Source organism: Pseudomonas sp. LBUM920 (assembly GCF_003852315.1).
Classification (GTDB): Bacteria; Pseudomonadota; Gammaproteobacteria; order Pseudomonadales; family Pseudomonadaceae; genus Aquipseudomonas.
Genome location: NZ_CP027762.1, coordinates 6,399,030 through 6,414,023 on the forward strand (window position 1 = coordinate 6,399,030; position 14,994 = coordinate 6,414,023).

Consider the following 14,994-nt stretch of genomic DNA (forward strand, 5'->3'; position numbering starts at 1 on the left):
GAGCGGCCTGCATGTCTGACGCGTTATGGGCGGCCCGAATGGGCGATGCGCTGTCCCACACCTCGATGATGGCGGACATCCTCGGTGGTGTGTTGGAAGTGGCGGCCAATATCGCGATCACTGCGGTGGCGACCGCTGCCGTGGTGGCAGCCACCAGCATTACTGTGGCCACCGGCGGCCTCGGCTGCTTCGTGCTGGGCGCGGTAGTGGGCACGATTGTCGGCCTTGCCATGAGCAAGAGTGGCGCGGACAAAGGCCTGACCAAGATATGCGATGCCTTTAGCAACGCCCTGTTTCCGCCCTCGGTGCAGGCGAACATTCTCACCGGTTCCACCGATACCCTCACCAATAACCTGCCTGCCGCCCGCGCGGCCGGGGCGATCAGCTCCCATGTCACACCGGCCGGCACCGAGCTGGAAGCGTCCAAGCCTGAACCAGAACCCAGCTACCTGGACATGGCCGAAGGTTTCTTCTCGCAGATGTGGCGCCCCACCGTCGCGACGCCCGCACCGGGCGCTGTGCCGAAGCCGCTGGACCTGGTCGTGTGCATGAAGCACCCGCCAATGCCGCCGCAGTTTCTTGCCGAAGGTTCGGAAAAGGTCACGATCAACGGCCAACCCGCCGTGCGCAGTGGTGATCGCAGCACCTGCGATGCGACGGTGGTGTCGTCCGGCTTGATCTCATCCAACGTGGCCATCGGCGGCGGTTCGGTGGTGGTGCGTGAAATTCGCAGCGGCAAGACCCCGGGTGTCGGCCTGGCGGTCACGGCGTTGTTGATGCTCAAGGGCAGCAAGGGCAAGTTCTTCAGCAAGTTGCCGTGCATGTTGGTCAGCGGCGCGACCTCGATGGCAATCAGCAGTGCGATGGGAGCTGCGGCCAACGCCGCGATGGGCTCGTCGAACCCGGTGCATGCTGCGACGGGCGCGAAGATACTCGGCGATGTCGAGGAACTGGATTTCGTGCTGCCTGGCATCTTGCCGATCGGCTGGCAGCGCTTTTACAACAGCCGCGACGAACGCCAAGGCAGCCTGTTCGGTGCCGGTTGGAGTGTGGCCTTCGAGGTGTGCGTCGACATTCAGCCGCATCCCGAGGGCGGCGAAACGCTCGTGTATACCGACGAGCAGGGCCGGCCCATCGACATGGGTTCGATTCCGTTGGGCGGCGCGGTGTTCAGCGCCGGTGAAGGGCTTGCGGTGCGGCGACACCTCAACGGGCAATTGCTGATCGAAAGCGACGACGGCGTGTACCGCTTGTTCGAGCCGACACCGGCAAACCCGTCGCGACTGCGCCTGAGCCAGGTGGGTGACCGTAACGACAACCGCATTTATCTCGACTATGACGCCGCCGGGCGCCTGTTGCGACTGCGCGATACGTTCGATCTGGTTCAGGTTGAGCTGATCCGTGATCAGGGTCATGTGGCTCATATTGAGCGCCTCTACCCGGATCAACGTCGCGAAGTGCTCGTGAGCTACGGCTATGACGCCGAGGGCAATCTGGCACAGGTGCGCGACGCAACCGGCCAGGTGCAGCGACGCTTCGCCTACGATGCCGGGCGGCGCATGGTTGAGCATCAATTGCCCACCGGGTTGCGCTGCTTCTATGAGTGGGCGTTGATTGAAGGCCTGGAATGGCGTGTGGTCCGGCACTGGACCGATGAGGGCGACGCCTACCAGTTCGACTACGACTTGCAGGCGGGCCTGACCCGCATCACCGACGGTTTGCAACGCGTCAGCACTCGGCACTGGAACACTCAGTACCAGATCATTCAATACAGCGACAAACTCGGCCAGACCTGGCTGTTCGAATGGAACGACGAACGCCAGTTACTCAGCGCCACCGACCCGCAAGGCGGCCGCTATGAGTACAGCTACGATGAGAGTGGCAACCTGATTGGCGAAACCGACCCGCTCGGGCGCAGCGACTCCACCTTATGGCTGGAGCACTGGGCGTTACCGCTGGTGGAGACCGACGCCGCCGACAACAGTTGGCAGTATCGCTATGACCCGCGCGGCAACTGCATCGCCGAGACCGATCCGCTGGGTTACATCACCCGCTATCGTTATGACGCCCACGGCCAGGTCGTGGAAATCATCGACGCCACCGGCAAAAGCAAACAACTGCGCTGGAACCCGTTCGGGCAACTGGTCGAGCATATTGATTGCTCGGGCTACCCAACGCGCTTCAGCTACGACGAGCGCGGTTATTTGCAGTTCATCACCGATGCCCTCGGTGAACGTACCCAATTCAGCTACGACGCCCAGGGCCGATTGCTCAGCAGCCAACTGCCGGACGGCCGCACCGAACATTTCCAGCGCGATGCCAGCGGGCAGTTGGTGGGCTATACCGATCCCGCCGGGCACACCACGCTCTATCAACATAACCGGCGTGGCCAGGTGCGCCAGCGCACCGACGCCCATGGTCGCCAGGTGCAGTTCGGCTACGACAGCTACGGGCGGCTGCAAGCGTTGGTCAATGAGAACGGTGAAAGCTATCGGTTTGCGTGGGATGCCGGCGATCGGCTGGCTGAACAGCAAGACCTCGACGGCAGCGCCAAGCGCTACGACTACGACCGGCTGGACAACATCACAGCGGTGACTGCCGTTCCGGCGCCATATGGCAATGGCTTGGCGGTGGTCCCCGAAACGCCGCCAGCGCCCATCGTTCATCGGCTGGAGCGTGATGCGGTCGGCCGACTGGTCGCCAAGACCACCGACGATGGCCGCACTGAGTACAGCTACGATGCGGTGGATCAGCTCACGGCGGTCACCTTCACTGATCTGCAAGGCAATGCCCAGGCGTTGGGTTTCGCCTACGATGCTGTCGGCCAGTTGCTTGCCGAACAAAGTGCCGGCGGCAAGCTGCAACATCACTACGACGAACTCGGCAACCTGATCCAGACCCAACTGCCGGACGGGCGCTGGCTCAATCGCCTGTACTACGGCAGCGGCCACCTGCACCAGATCAACCTCGACGGCCAGGTGATCAGCGATTTCGAACGCGACCGCCTGCACCGCGAAGTGCTGCGCACCCAAGGCCAGCTCAGCACCCGCAGCGAATACGACCGCAGCGGCCGCCTGCGCTCACGCCAACGCCGCCTTAACAGCCAGCCATCGCTGATGCCCGCAGCGGTGCAAAAGCAGTTCGAGTACGACCCCGCCGACAACCTGATCGGCAAACTCGACCAGCAACCCGCGGCACAACACCGCCAACTGCTTCACTACGACGCCACCGGCCGCATCATCGCCAGCCAGGACAACCTGCACGGCCAGCGCGAAACCTTCGCCTACGACGCCGCCGCCAACCTGCTCGACGGCCCGCAGACGGGCGCCGGGTTAGTGGTGCATAACAAGCTGCTGACCTATCAGGACAAGCGTTATCGCTACGATGCGTTTGGACGGATGATCGAAAAACGCAGCGCCAAACGCGGCGTGCAGCGGTTTGTGTATGACGCAGAAAGCCGGTTGGTTGAAGTGCGTAATGAAAGCGGCAGCGTGGTCAGGATGGTCTACGACCCGCTGGGGCGACGGGTTGAAAAAACCGAGCATGGCAGCGATGGGTATCCGTTGGGGGAAACCCGGTTCACGTGGGATGGGCTGCGGTTGTTGCAGGAGCACAAGCACAGTCAAACCAGTCTTTATGTGTATGAAGACGACGGCGGCTATCAACCGTTGGCTCGCGTCGACGGTGCCGGGCCGTTGCAGAAGATTCGTTACTACCACAACGACCTGAACGGGTTGCCGGAGCAACTGACCGAAGCTGACGGACACAGCGTCTGGCAAGCGACTTATCGGGTCTGGGGCAACACGCTGGAAGAGGCGCGCGAGCCTTATTACATTGAGGAACAAAATCTACGGTTTCAGGGCCAGTATCTGGACCGGGAGACGGGGCTGCATTTCAATACGTTCAGGTTTTATGATCCGGATGTGGGGCGGTTTACGACGCCGGATCCGATTGGGTTGGCGGGAGGACTGAACCTCTATCAATACAGCCCAAATCCCGTCGGCTGGATCGATCCTTGGGGTTGGAGTTGCGTTCAGTTCAAACGCTGGAAACGCGGCCAAGCCATAGACAAACCGTTGCCTAACGGCAAAGCTCCGGCTTGGGATGTGGTAAGAAATCGGTATTGGAAAAACCGCTATGAAGCTTCAAAAACATCTGGCGAATTCAGTCCGTCTAACATGAGCCGTATGAAGCGTGGTTCGGCACCCCTGGACGCCAACGGCAACTCAATGGAATTGCATCACCACAACCCTCAAAGAAACGGTGGTAGGGATGTGAACAATCCTCGAAACCTGCGTGAGGTCACTCGCGAGCAGCACGCAGCACTGGATGAATTCAGACAGTTAGGAAGCAAGTAATGACCGCTATAGACATCATTAAAAAATTCGTCGAAGGCTCTATTTCACCCAAGGAATTCGAAGAAAAAGTCTACGCAGATGCAACTGTCGAAGCGTTGCTGAAAGATGAGAAAAACTTGCCAGCGTACGTCAGTGAACCTGATCTCTATACCTATGCAATCAGTCAGGACTTTCGAAATTTTGAGTGCATTTACAATGTTCAAACGCTTCTGTCAGGTGTTCTGAGCAAGCATGGCATTACTCACACGGTGGAAAAAAAGTACGAAAATCTATTTAACCTGACGCTAAAAGTTCAACCAAAGTGGCTGTCCCTATCATCCGACTATCTATCGAACCTAATCGAAGAGCAAAAAAATCTGAGTCCGAAAGATTTGCAGTCGTGGTTGAAGGAAAAAATAAAAACTGATTTTCGGTGTTTGAAAACACAGCCAAAATGGCTTCAAAGCCCCGAATGGCCAATAGAAAGCGGAAAGCCGATGGTTTTCGTGGGGCAGCTCGACATTAGCGAATTGAGCCACGACAGCGCACAGGCTTACCTTTTTTTTGATGAAGATAAAAAGACCTTCCATACCATCACCCAAGCTTGCTGATGAGCAGTTAAGTGGGAAACATTTAAATTTACAATCAAATAAATCCCTACCCTTTGGCAATTCCCAAGCCCTGCGCTTCGCCTACGACGTCCACGGTCAGTTGCTCGCCGAGCGAGTGCCGGCGGCAAGCTGCAACATCACTACGACGAACTCGAAAACCTGATCCAGACCCAACTGCCGGACGGGCGCTGGCTCAAGCGCCTGTACTACGGCAGCGGCCACCTGCACCAGATCAACCTCGACGGCCAGGTGATCAGCGATTTCGAACGCGACCGCAGCGGCCGCCTGCGCTCACGTCAACGCCGCCTTAACAGCCAGCCATCGCTGATGCCTGCGGCGACGCAAAAGCAGTTCGAATACGACCCCGCCGACAACCTGATCGACGGCCCGCAGACGGGCGCCGGGTTAGTGGTGCATAACAAGCTGCTGACCTATCAGGACAAGCGTTATCGCTACGATGCGTTTGGACGGATGATCGAAAAACGCAGCGCCAAACGCGGCGTGCAGCGGTTTGTGTATGACGCAGAAAGCCGGTTGGTTGAAGTGCGTAATGAAAGCGGCAGCGTGGTCAGGATGGTCTACGACCCGCTGGGGCGACGGGTTGAAAAAACCGAGCATGGCAGCGATGGGTATCCGTTGGGGGAAACCCGGTTCACGTGGGATGGGCTGCGGTTGTTGCAGGAGCACAAGCACAGTCAAACCAGTCTTTATGTGTATGAAGACGACGGCGGCTATCAACCGTTGGCCCGCGTCGACGGTGACGGCCCACTGCAGAAAATTCGTTACTACCACAACGACCTGAACGGGTTGCCGGAGCAACTGACCGAAGCTGACGGACACAGCGTCTGGCAAGCGACTTATCGGGTCTGGGGCAACACGCTGGAAGAGGCGCGCGAACCTTATTACATCGAGGAACAAAATCTACGGTTTCAGGGACAGTATCTGGACCGGGAGACGGGGCTGCATTTCAATACGTTCAGGTTTTATGATCCGGATGTGGGGCGGTTTACGACGCCGGATCCCATCGGGCTAGCCGGGGGTCATAACTTCTATCAATATGGGCCGAACCCGGTCTCATGGATCGACCCTTGGGGATGGGCCAGCTCAAATCCAGGGGTCTATGACGTATCGTACGAAGCCCACATCAACAAAGAAATCTGGCGCTCAAAGGACTCTGTACATTTCGCCGAATCCAACAGACAACTGCATTACGCGATGAAGAACGATCCCGCATTGCAAGCAAGTGTCGAAGCAAAACACCCAGGCATCTCAAAATGGGTTGCGCCGAAGAAAAATGGCAAGTTCAGAACAACAGCAATGAAGGGCTCGACCTGGCATCACCACCCTGTAGTAGGTGGCAATTTGCAGCTGGTCAGTCACGAAGACCACAAAAACCGTCACGGCGACTACCACCCGAAAGGCCGTAACGGAAAACGAGTAGGCGGCAGAAAAACCTGGGGTGGCGGGTCATCTTGTAGAAAATGAGGAGTTACTGATGAAAAAGATGCAAGGCATCACCAACCTGTTCAGCACCGTCAACTCCCATACCGATAACGACTGGGTCTATACCAACCTGGATAAATGGGAAGAAGAACCAGAGAAAGCAATTTTCTACCTCATTTCCGAGGACGAAATTGACGATCTCGAGGAAGACGATAAAACAGTCGAGAATTCTGCCGGCGAGCTTATCCCCAAGTCCTTGGAAAAAGAAAACGTCGAAACCTGGCTGGATGTGCAAACGCTTCAAGCCATATTCGAAGTTATTCAAAAGAAGGTTAAGGCGCCAGATAGTGATATTTTGATCCGAGCAATCAATCACTATCGGGAATACGACGACTTCATGGAAGCCTGATTCCTATCCAAAAAATGGGCACCCGACCCAGTCGGCGTGCCCATTTTTTTCCAACCCGCCTCCCTTCAGACGGTACCGCTCTTACGGGTTGACGCTGTCTTTGAGCGACTTGCCCGGCTTGAACGCAACGGTGTTGCTGGCCTTGATCTTCACCGGCTCACCGGTTTGCGGGTTTTTGCCGGTGCGGGCGCCGCGGTGGCGTTGCAGGAAGGTGCCGAATCCAACCAGTGTGACGCTGTCCTTGCGGTGCAGGGCGCCGGTGATTTCTTCGAGAACGGCGTTGAGTACGCGGTTGGCCTGTTCTTTGGTGAGATCCGCTTTTTCAGCGATGGCGGCTGCGAGTTCTGGTTTACGCATAAGTGAAGCCTCTTTGACGGTTTTTTGTTGTTATGTCCGTGCTGCTCTCTTGTGGAGCAGCGCCCAAGGCGCCGCAGGCTCTACTCTGCGGCAGACGGGAGTGAGGATGGCATGCCCTCGCACGCTCCGCCAGTCTCGTGGCGACCTTTATAGAGGTAAGAACGTGCTGATTCCGACAGAACGACCGGTATTTACGCCAGTAACGGCGGAAGTTCTTTGTTCAAGGCCAGTTTTTCCATCACGGCGCTGCCGGTCAGCGCGTAGCCGAGCAGGCGGCCGCTGGCGTCGCGGCACAAGGCCTTGATGTCGGCGCCCTGCCCTTCGACGCTCCACACGCCTTCGGTGCCGCGTGGCGGTGGCGAAACCACCAGTGGGCAGATCGGGGTTTTCACGGTGATCGGCATCGGCCCGTAGCTCACGGCCGTGGCGTTGCCGGCCAGGGTCTGGGCCAGGGCGCGGGCGCAGCTCATCAGCGGCATCACATAGAGCAGGTTCAGGCCATCGACCTCGGCGCAGTCGCCCAACGCGTAGATGTTGGCGTGGGAAGTCTTGAGGTGGCGGTCGACCATGATTCCACGGTTGATTTGCAGGCCGGCGGCGGCGGCCAGGTCCACCCTTGGGCGCAGGCCGATGGCCGAAACCACCAGGTCGCAGTGAATCACTTCACCGTCGGACAGGTGCGCTTCCAGGCCATCAGCCGTGCGCTGCAGGCGGTTGAGCACAGGGCCCAGGTGGAAACGCGCGCCAAGGCCTTCCAGCCCGGCCTGCACGGCAGCGGCTGCCGCCGGGTGCAGCAGGGTCGGCATGACCTGCTCGCACGGCGCCACCAGGTCGATTTCGTAGCCGCCAAGGATCAGGTCGTTGGCGAACTCACAGCCGATCAGCCCGGCGCCGAGCAGCAGCACCCGGCGTTTGCCGGCGGCGGCGGCACGAAAGCGTGCGTAATCTTCGAGGTCGTTGATGGGGAAAATCAGCTCAGCCGCGTCGCCTTCGACCGGGACACGCACGGTTTCTGCGCCCCAGGCCAGGATCAGGTCGCGGTAGATCACCGCTTCCTCGCCGATCCACAGGCGTTTGTGGCCCGGGTCGATGCCGCTGATGCGGGTGTGGGTGCGCACTTCGGCCTTGAGTTGCTCGGCCATGGCGCCCGGTTCGGCCATGCTCAGGCCGTCGGCTTCCTTGTTCTTGCCAAAGCCGGTGGAGAGCATGGGCTTGGAGTAGGAGCGCCCGTCATCTGCGGTGATCAGCAGCAACGGGGTCTCGCTATCGAGCTTGCGAAACTCCCGGGCCACGTTGTAACCGGCCAATCCTGTGCCGATGATCACGACAGGTGCGTTCATTCCTTTCTCCTTGAAGTACGTTTCAAAAATCGACGATTAACCGATTTCGATCATTTCGAAATCCATTTTGCCCACGCCGCAGTCCGGGCACAGCCAGTCTTCCGGAACGTCCTGCCACAGGGTGCCCGGTGCGATACCGTCATCCGGCCAGCCGTCTTTTTCGTCATAGATCAGGCCGCAGACTACACATTGCCACTTCTTCATTACTTGCTTCCTCAGGGTCCAGGCATCTTGGCCGACGGTCGATAGACCAACGTTGCCGTGCGGCTCAGGGCGTTTTGTACTGATCGGAGCCGGCAGATGCAAGCATGTTCGGCGCAAACGGCCGGTTCAGCCCGGCAAAAGCTCAGGATGCCATGGTAAGCTCGCCGCCTCTTTTGCTGCCAATACTGACTCACCGTGCCGCACTCAATCGCCCCTCCCGATGCTTGCCAATGGCTGACCCAGAGCCTTCTGAGCCCACTGCCAGCGCCCTTGACCCTTGACTGGCTGTTCGACGAAGGCTCGCTGACGCGCCGGCTGACGGGGCTGTCCGACGATGGCTTCAGCGTGACGCCGCTGTTCGAAGGTTGGCAAGCGCTGCGCGACGATGAATGCGCGGCGCTGAACCTGGCCCCGGCCACTGTCGGTTGGGTGCGCGAGGTGTATCTGCGCGGCCATGGTCAGCCGTGGGTGTTCGCGCGCAGCGTGGCGGCGCGCAGTGCCTTGCAAGGCGACGGGCTGCACATGGACGAACTGGGCAGCCGTTCGCTGGGCGAGTTGCTGTTTTGCGACCACGCCTTCACCCGCCAGGCCATCGAGGTGTGCCACTACCCACGGCAATGGCTGCCGACTGCGGATCAGGCCGACGGGTTGTGGGGACGCCGCTCGCGCTTTGATCGCGGGTCGCTGAGCGTGCTGGTGGCGGAAATTTTCCTGCCGGGCTTCTGGCAGGCGTTGCATGACCGTGCGGAGAACTACTGATGTATCAACGTCTGCTCAAGTCCCTGAACCACCTGAACCCCAGGGCCTGGGATTTCATTCAGTTGACCCGCATGGACAAGCCCATCGGCATTTACCTGCTGTTGTGGCCGACGCTGTGGGCGCTGTGGATTGCCGGCAAGGGCTCGCCGTCCCTGCTCAATATCGTGATTTTCGTGCTCGGCGTGGTGCTGACCCGCGCCGGTGGCTGTGTGATCAATGACTGGGCCGATCGCAAGGTCGACGGCCACGTGAAACGCACCGAACAACGCCCACTGGTGAGCGGCAAGATCAGTTCCAAAGAAGCGCTGGTGTTTTTTGCGGTGCTGATGGGCATCAGCTTCCTGCTGGTGTTGCTGACCAACGCCACCACCATCCTGCTGTCACTCGGCGGCCTGGCGTTGGCGGCGAGCTACCCGTTCATGAAGCGCTACACCTATTACCCGCAAGTGGTACTGGGCGCGGCATTTTCGTGGGGCATGCCGATGGCGTTCACCGCTGAGACCGGTCACCTGCCTGCCACGGCGTGGCTGCTGTACATCGCCAACCTGTTGTGGACGGTGGGCTATGACACGTATTACGCGATGACCGACCGCGACGACGACTTGAAGATCGGCGTGAAATCCACTGCCATTCTGTTCGGCGATGCCGACCGCGTGATCATCCTTATGTTGCAAGGTTTGTCGCTGGTCTGCCTGGTGCTGGCGGGTATGCGGTTCGAGTTGGGCGGCTGGTTCCACCTGGGGTTGCTGGCGGCGGCAGGCTGCTTTGCCTGGGAGTTCTGGTACACCCGCGACAAGGACCGGCTGAAATGCTTCAAGGCGTTTTTGCACAACCACTGGGCCGGCTTGGCAATTTTTGTCGGGATCGTTGCGGATTACGCGTTTCGTTGACCCTGTGGAGAGCGGGCTTGTTGTGGCGAGCGGGCTTGCCCCGCGTTGGTCCGCGTAGCGGCCCCTCTCAGGGCCACTGTGTTTTGTCACAAAGACCGAGGCGTCAGGTTTCAGGGCTGCTTCGCAGCCCAACGCGGGGCAAGCCCGCTCGCCACGACAGGCCCTCAGCCCACAACAAGCCCGTTGCTTTAACCGGCCTGCTCGCCACAACCAGCTCGCTGGCCGTCAGGTGGTCAGGGCTTGGCGACCTTCCAGGCACCGTCCATTTTGCCGTCACCGGTCATGTCACCGGCCTTCTTGTCCATCACGAAGGTGTAAAGCGGCTTGCCGCTGTAGGCCCATTGGCTTTTTTGATCATCACGGGTGATGACGGTCCACTTGCCCATCGGCTTGTCGGTGGATTCGGCCATCAACGGCGGCCAGTTGGTGGCGCACTTGTCGTTGCACATGGACTTGTCACCCGAGTCCTTGGCAAAGGTGTAGAGCGTCATGCCCTTGTGGTCCACCAGCATGCCGTCTTTGGTCATCGCCGGCTCCGCCGCAAACGCCAGTGTCGGCAGCGTCAACGCGGCCGTTACCAGCAGGGCTTTCCAGGAAAAAGTACTGTGAGTCATCGGAACCTTCCTTTTGTGGTTGTCAGGATTCGGACCCAAAGGGTAGTCCAGAGTGCCGAGAATTGCCCAAGCGACTAAATTACTGTCACACGACTGCAATAATTCCGTTATCTAATGCGGCGCAAGACAGTTAAATGACAAGAGGATTTAGGCATGGTTGGCAGGAGCATTCTGATCGTTGACGACGAAGCGCCCATTCGCGAGATGATCGCCGTTGCGTTGGAAATGGCCGGCTATGACTGCCTGGAGGCGGAGAACTCCCAGCAGGCCCATGCCATTATCGTCGACCGCAAGCCGGACCTGATCCTGCTGGACTGGATGCTGCCCGGCACTTCCGGCATCGAGCTGGCACGCCGCCTCAAGCGTGACGAGCTGACCGGGGACATCCCGATCATCATGCTCACGGCCAAAGGCGAAGAGGACAACAAGATTCAGGGCCTGGAAGTTGGCGCCGATGACTACATCACCAAGCCATTTTCCCCACGCGAGCTGGTTGCCCGCCTGAAGGCCGTGCTGCGCCGTGCTGGCCCTACCGATGGCGAAGCGCCGATCGAAGTCGACGGCCTGATCCTGGACCCGATCAGCCACCGCGTGACCATCGATGGCAAGCCAGCCGAGATGGGCCCGACCGAATACCGTCTGCTGCAATTTTTCATGACCCATCAGGAACGCGCCTACACCCGTGGCCAACTGTTGGACCAGGTGTGGGGCGGCAATGTGTATGTGGAAGAGCGCACCGTCGACGTGCACATCCGCCGCCTGCGCAAAGCCTTGGGCGACGCCTACGAGAATCTGGTACAAACCGTGCGCGGCACCGGCTATCGGTTTTCAACCAAAGGTTGAAAGCAGCTAAAAGCAGTTAGCTACAAGCGGAGTTGAAGCCCATCCGCTCTGACTTGAAGCTTGCAGCCTGAAAATTTTCACTGTCCGAAGGACCGATTGTGAACCAGAACTGGCATGGCACCCTGATCCGCCACATGCTGTTATTGATCACCGGCTGCCTGGTGGTCGGCCTGGTCAGCGGCCAATACGGCTGGAGCCTGGCCGTCGGCATCGGTCTGTACCTGGGCTGGACCCTCAAACAGCTGCTGCGCCTGCATGAATGGCTGCGCCAGCACAAACCCGACGAAGCACCGCCTGACGGCTACGGCCTGTGGGGCGAGGTGTTCGACAGCATCTACCACTTGCAACGTCGTGACCAACGGGTTCGCGGGCGCCTGCAGGCGGTGATCGACCGGGTGCAGGAGTCCACCGCCGCGCTCAAGGACGCGGTGATCATGCTCGACAGCGACGGCAACCTGGAATGGTGGAACCGCGCCGCCGAAACCCTGCTGGGCCTCAAGACGCCCCAGGACAGCGGCCAGCCGGTGACCAACCTGGTGCGCCACCCGCGCTTCAAGGAATACTTCGAGCAGGACAATTACGAAGAAGCCCTGGAAATCCCCTCGCCCACCAATGACCGCGTGCGCATCCAGCTGTACCTGACGCGCTACGGCAACAACGAGCACCTGATGCTGGTGCGCGACGTGACCCGCATCCACCAGCTGGAACAGATGCGCAAAGACTTCGTCGCCAACGTCTCCCACGAACTGCGCACGCCGTTGACGGTGATCTGCGGCTACCTGGAGACGCTGCTGGACAACGTCGACGAGATCAACCCGCGCTGGAGCCGCGCCCTGCAGCAAATGCAGCAACAGGGCTCGCGCATGCAGACCCTGCTCAACGACCTGCTGTTGCTGGCCAAGCTTGAGGCCACCGATTACCCGTCGGACAACCATCCCGTCGCCGTGCAGAGCCTGTTGCAGACCATCAAGAATGACGCCCAGGCGCTATCCGGCGAGCGCGGGCAGCAGATCAGCCTGGACGCCGACCCGCTGGTGCTGCTCAAAGGCAGCGAGGGCGAGTTGCGCAGCGCGTTTTCCAACCTGGTGTTCAACGCCGTGAAGTACACCCAGGACAAGGGCAATATCCGCATTCGCTGGTGGGCCGATGAACACGGCGCACACCTGAGCGTGCAGGACTCCGGCATCGGCATCGACGCCAAACACTTGCCGCGCCTGACCGAGCGCTTCTACCGCGTCGACTCCAGCCGCAACTCCAACACCGGCGGCACCGGGCTGGGCCTGGCCATCGTCAAGCATGTGCTGTTGCGCCATCGCGCACGGCTGGAAATCAGCAGTGTGCTGGGGCATGGCAGCACGTTTACCTGCCACTTTCCGCCGACGCAGGTGACGCGTTCGCGGGTGATCGGCACAGATGAATAACCCGAAAGCGACGCTGGGTTAAGTGTGGGAGCTGGCTTGCCTGCGATGGCGGTGGGTCAGCTGAAAATACGCCAACTGACAGTCCGCTATCGCAGGCAAGCCAGCTCCCATACTGGACTTGCATCGTTTCCAGGAACGCATTCCTTGCCCCGCCCGGCAGCGAGCACTAGGCAAGCGCCCCGTCAGCCGCTACATTGGCCGACTTGCGCCTGCCTTACAGGCCCTTCTGTCACTCCTTATTGAACACACGGAACCTGCAAAACCCCATCATGGACCCTTCCCCTGGTATCACCCTCGCCACACTCTTCGCCGACTTCGGCATGATTCTTTTTGCACTGATCCTGGTACTGCTCAACGGTTTCTTCGTTGCGGCGGAATTCGCCATGGTCAAACTGCGCGCCACCCGGGTCGAGGCCATCGCCCACAAGAACGGCTGGCGCGGGCAGATCCTGCGCACCGTGCACAGCCAGCTCGACGCCTACCTGTCGGCCTGCCAGCTGGGTATCACCCTGGCCTCCCTGGGCCTGGGCTGGGTCGGTGAGCCAGCTTTTGCGCATATCCTCGAGCCGTTGCTGGGCGCGGTGGGCGTAGAGTCGCCGGAAGTGATCAAAGGCGTGTCGTTCTTTGCCGCCTTCTTTGTGATCTCCTACCTGCACATCGTGGTGGGTGAATTGGCGCCTAAATCCTGGGCCATCCGCAAACCCGAGTTGCTGTCGCTGTGGACCGCGGTGCCGTTGTACCTGTTCTACTGGGCGATGTACCCGGCGATTTACCTGCTCAACGCCAGCGCAAACGCCATCTTGCGTATTGCCGGCCAAGGCGAGCCTGGCCCGCACCATGAGCACCATTACAGCCGTGAAGAACTCAAGCTGATCCTGCACTCCAGCCGTGGCCAGGACCCGAGCGACCAAGGCATGCGTGTACTCGCCTCCGCCGTGGAAATGGGCGAACTGGAAGTGGTGGACTGGGCCAACTCTCGCGAAGACCTGGTCACCCTCGACTTCAACGCCCCGCTCAAGGAAATCCTCGCGCTGTTCCGCCGCCACAAATTCAGCCGCTACCCGGTGTATGACGCGGTGCGCAACGAGTTTGTCGGCCTGCTGCACATCAAGGACTTGCTGCTGGAACTGGCGGCTCTGGACCACATCCCCGAGTCGTTCAACCTGGCCGAGCTGACCCGCCCGCTGGAGCGCGTATCGCGCCATATGCCGTTGTCGCAGTTGCTGGAGCAGTTCCGCAAAGGCGGCGCGCACTTTGCTCTGGTAGAGGAAGCCGACGGCAAGATCATCGGCTACCTGACCATGGAAGACGTGCTGGAAGTGCTGGTCGGCGATATCCAGGACGAACACCGCAAGGCCGAACGCGGCATTCTCGCCTACCAACCGGGCAAACTGCTGGTGCGTGGCGACACGCCGCTGTTCAAGGTGGAACGCCTGCTGGGCGTCGACCTGGACCACATCGAAGCCGAAACCCTCGCCGGGCTGATCTACGACACCCTCAAACGCGTGCCGGAAGAGGAAGAAGTGCTGGAGGTTGAAGGCTTGCGAATCATCATCAAGAAGATGAAAGGGCCGAAGATCGTGCTGGCCAAGGTGCTGTTGCTGGATTGATCTGCAAAGGTGATGGCCGTGCACCTTCGGCCAAACAATGAAAATCAACCTGTGGGAGCGGGCTTGCTCGCGAAAGCGCTGGTTCAGTCGATGCATTCAATGACTGAGAGTCCGCATTCGCGAGCAAGCCCGCTCCCACCTTTAGTGTGTGATGTT

12 protein-coding genes and 1 pseudogene are annotated in these 14,994 nt (G+C 59.8%); 9 read left to right on the plus strand and 4 right to left on the minus strand.

The features are described from left to right. Window positions 1-11 precede the first annotated feature (11 nt). From C4J83_RS29820 to C4J83_RS29835, 4 genes and pseudogenes are all read left to right on the plus strand, one after another. Entirely contained in the window at window positions 12-4,358 is a 4,347-nt protein-coding gene (locus tag C4J83_RS29820) for an RHS repeat-associated core domain-containing protein (protein WP_124418772.1), read from the plus strand. Next, on the plus strand, window positions 4,358-4,948 hold the full coding sequence (locus C4J83_RS29825) for a hypothetical protein (RefSeq protein WP_124418773.1): 591 nt from the start codon (window positions 4,358-4,360) through the stop codon (window positions 4,946-4,948). Before C4J83_RS29820 ends, C4J83_RS29825 begins: the two co-directional genes overlap by 1 nt. A gap of 55 nt (window positions 4,949-5,003) precedes the next feature. Then, a pseudogene (locus tag C4J83_RS29830) lies at window positions 5,004-6,049 on the plus strand (RHS repeat domain-containing protein); the annotation flags it as partial. A 394-nt stretch (window positions 6,050-6,443) separates the two neighbouring features. Next, window positions 6,444-6,800, plus strand: a complete 357-nt coding sequence (locus C4J83_RS29835; RefSeq protein WP_124418774.1) for a DUF7716 domain-containing protein — start codon at window positions 6,444-6,446, stop codon at window positions 6,798-6,800. Window positions 6,801-6,881: 81 nt separating this feature from the next. Here C4J83_RS29835 and C4J83_RS29840 read toward each other — a convergent pair whose 3' ends face one another. The 3 genes from C4J83_RS29840 to C4J83_RS29850 form a co-directional block, all read right to left on the minus strand. Beyond that, complete coding sequence (locus C4J83_RS29840) at window positions 6,882-7,157, minus strand: HU family DNA-binding protein (RefSeq protein ID WP_003213368.1); 276 nt, start codon at window positions 7,155-7,157, stop codon at window positions 6,882-6,884. A 191-nt stretch (window positions 7,158-7,348) separates the two neighbouring features. Continuing rightward, window positions 7,349-8,497, minus strand: coding sequence for an NAD(P)/FAD-dependent oxidoreductase (locus C4J83_RS29845; RefSeq protein ID WP_106575895.1), 1,149 nt, complete (start codon window positions 8,495-8,497; stop codon window positions 7,349-7,351). 36 nt (window positions 8,498-8,533) lie between these two features. After that, a complete protein-coding gene (locus C4J83_RS29850; RefSeq protein WP_003213373.1) occupies window positions 8,534-8,701 on the minus strand; it encodes a rubredoxin in 168 nt (55 codons plus the stop codon). Window positions 8,702-8,896: 195 nt separating this feature from the next. Between C4J83_RS29850 and C4J83_RS29855 the strand changes: the two genes are divergently transcribed. Beyond that, window positions 8,897-9,460: a chorismate--pyruvate lyase family protein gene (locus C4J83_RS29855; RefSeq protein ID WP_124418775.1), complete on the plus strand. Its 564-nt coding sequence runs from the start codon at window positions 8,897-8,899 to the stop codon at window positions 9,458-9,460. Further along, complete coding sequence (gene ubiA / locus C4J83_RS29860) at window positions 9,460-10,350, plus strand: 4-hydroxybenzoate octaprenyltransferase (RefSeq protein ID WP_119741106.1); 891 nt, start codon at window positions 9,460-9,462, stop codon at window positions 10,348-10,350. Before C4J83_RS29855 ends, ubiA begins: the two co-directional genes overlap by 1 nt. A gap of 233 nt (window positions 10,351-10,583) precedes the next feature. Here the strand turns inward: ubiA and C4J83_RS29865 are convergent, their stop codons facing one another. Beyond that, entirely contained in the window at window positions 10,584-10,964 is a 381-nt protein-coding gene (locus tag C4J83_RS29865; protein ID WP_106575898.1) for a COG4315 family predicted lipoprotein, read from the minus strand. 153 nt (window positions 10,965-11,117) lie between these two features. On the opposite strand from C4J83_RS29865, the gene phoB reads away from it, so the two are divergent. The 3 genes from phoB to C4J83_RS29880 all read left to right on the plus strand — a co-directional run bounded on the left by phoB (window position 11,118) and on the right by C4J83_RS29880 (window position 14,838). Further along, a complete protein-coding gene (phoB, locus tag C4J83_RS29870) occupies window positions 11,118-11,807 on the plus strand; it encodes a phosphate regulon transcriptional regulator PhoB (protein ID WP_003195617.1) in 690 nt (229 codons plus the stop codon). A gap of 134 nt (window positions 11,808-11,941) precedes the next feature. Continuing rightward, window positions 11,942-13,228, plus strand: coding sequence for a phosphate regulon sensor histidine kinase PhoR (phoR, locus tag C4J83_RS29875; protein WP_218877075.1), 1,287 nt, complete (start codon window positions 11,942-11,944; stop codon window positions 13,226-13,228). A 269-nt stretch (window positions 13,229-13,497) separates the two neighbouring features. Continuing rightward, complete coding sequence (locus C4J83_RS29880) at window positions 13,498-14,838, plus strand: hemolysin family protein (RefSeq protein ID WP_010207573.1); 1,341 nt, start codon at window positions 13,498-13,500, stop codon at window positions 14,836-14,838. Window positions 14,839-14,994: the final 156 nt, after the last annotated feature.

What these genes read in the sequence shown, in the direction of transcription:
- C4J83_RS29820 (WP_124418772.1), top strand. Translation starts at nt 12, where the DNA reads ATGTCTGACGCGTTATGGGCGGCCCGAATGGGCGATGCGCTGTCCCAC.
- C4J83_RS29825 (WP_124418773.1), top strand. Translation starts at nt 4,358, where the DNA reads ATGACCGCTATAGACATCATTAAAAAATTCGTCGAAGGCTCTATTTCA.
- C4J83_RS29835 (WP_124418774.1), top strand. Translation starts at nt 6,444, where the DNA reads ATGAAAAAGATGCAAGGCATCACCAACCTGTTCAGCACCGTCAACTCC.
- C4J83_RS29840 (WP_003213368.1), bottom strand. Translation starts at nt 7,157, where the DNA reads ATGCGTAAACCAGAACTCGCAGCCGCCATCGCTGAAAAAGCGGATCTC.
- C4J83_RS29845 (WP_106575895.1), bottom strand. Translation starts at nt 8,497, where the DNA reads ATGAACGCACCTGTCGTGATCATCGGCACAGGATTGGCCGGTTACAAC.
- C4J83_RS29850 (WP_003213373.1), bottom strand. Translation starts at nt 8,701, where the DNA reads ATGAAGAAGTGGCAATGTGTAGTCTGCGGCCTGATCTATGACGAAAAA.
- ubiA (WP_119741106.1), top strand. Translation starts at nt 9,460, where the DNA reads ATGTATCAACGTCTGCTCAAGTCCCTGAACCACCTGAACCCCAGGGCC.
- C4J83_RS29865 (WP_106575898.1), bottom strand. Translation starts at nt 10,964, where the DNA reads ATGACTCACAGTACTTTTTCCTGGAAAGCCCTGCTGGTAACGGCCGCG.
- phoB (WP_003195617.1), top strand. Translation starts at nt 11,118, where the DNA reads ATGGTTGGCAGGAGCATTCTGATCGTTGACGACGAAGCGCCCATTCGC.
- phoR (WP_218877075.1), top strand. Translation starts at nt 11,942, where the DNA reads ATGCTGTTATTGATCACCGGCTGCCTGGTGGTCGGCCTGGTCAGCGGC.
- C4J83_RS29880 (WP_010207573.1), top strand. Translation starts at nt 13,498, where the DNA reads ATGGACCCTTCCCCTGGTATCACCCTCGCCACACTCTTCGCCGACTTC.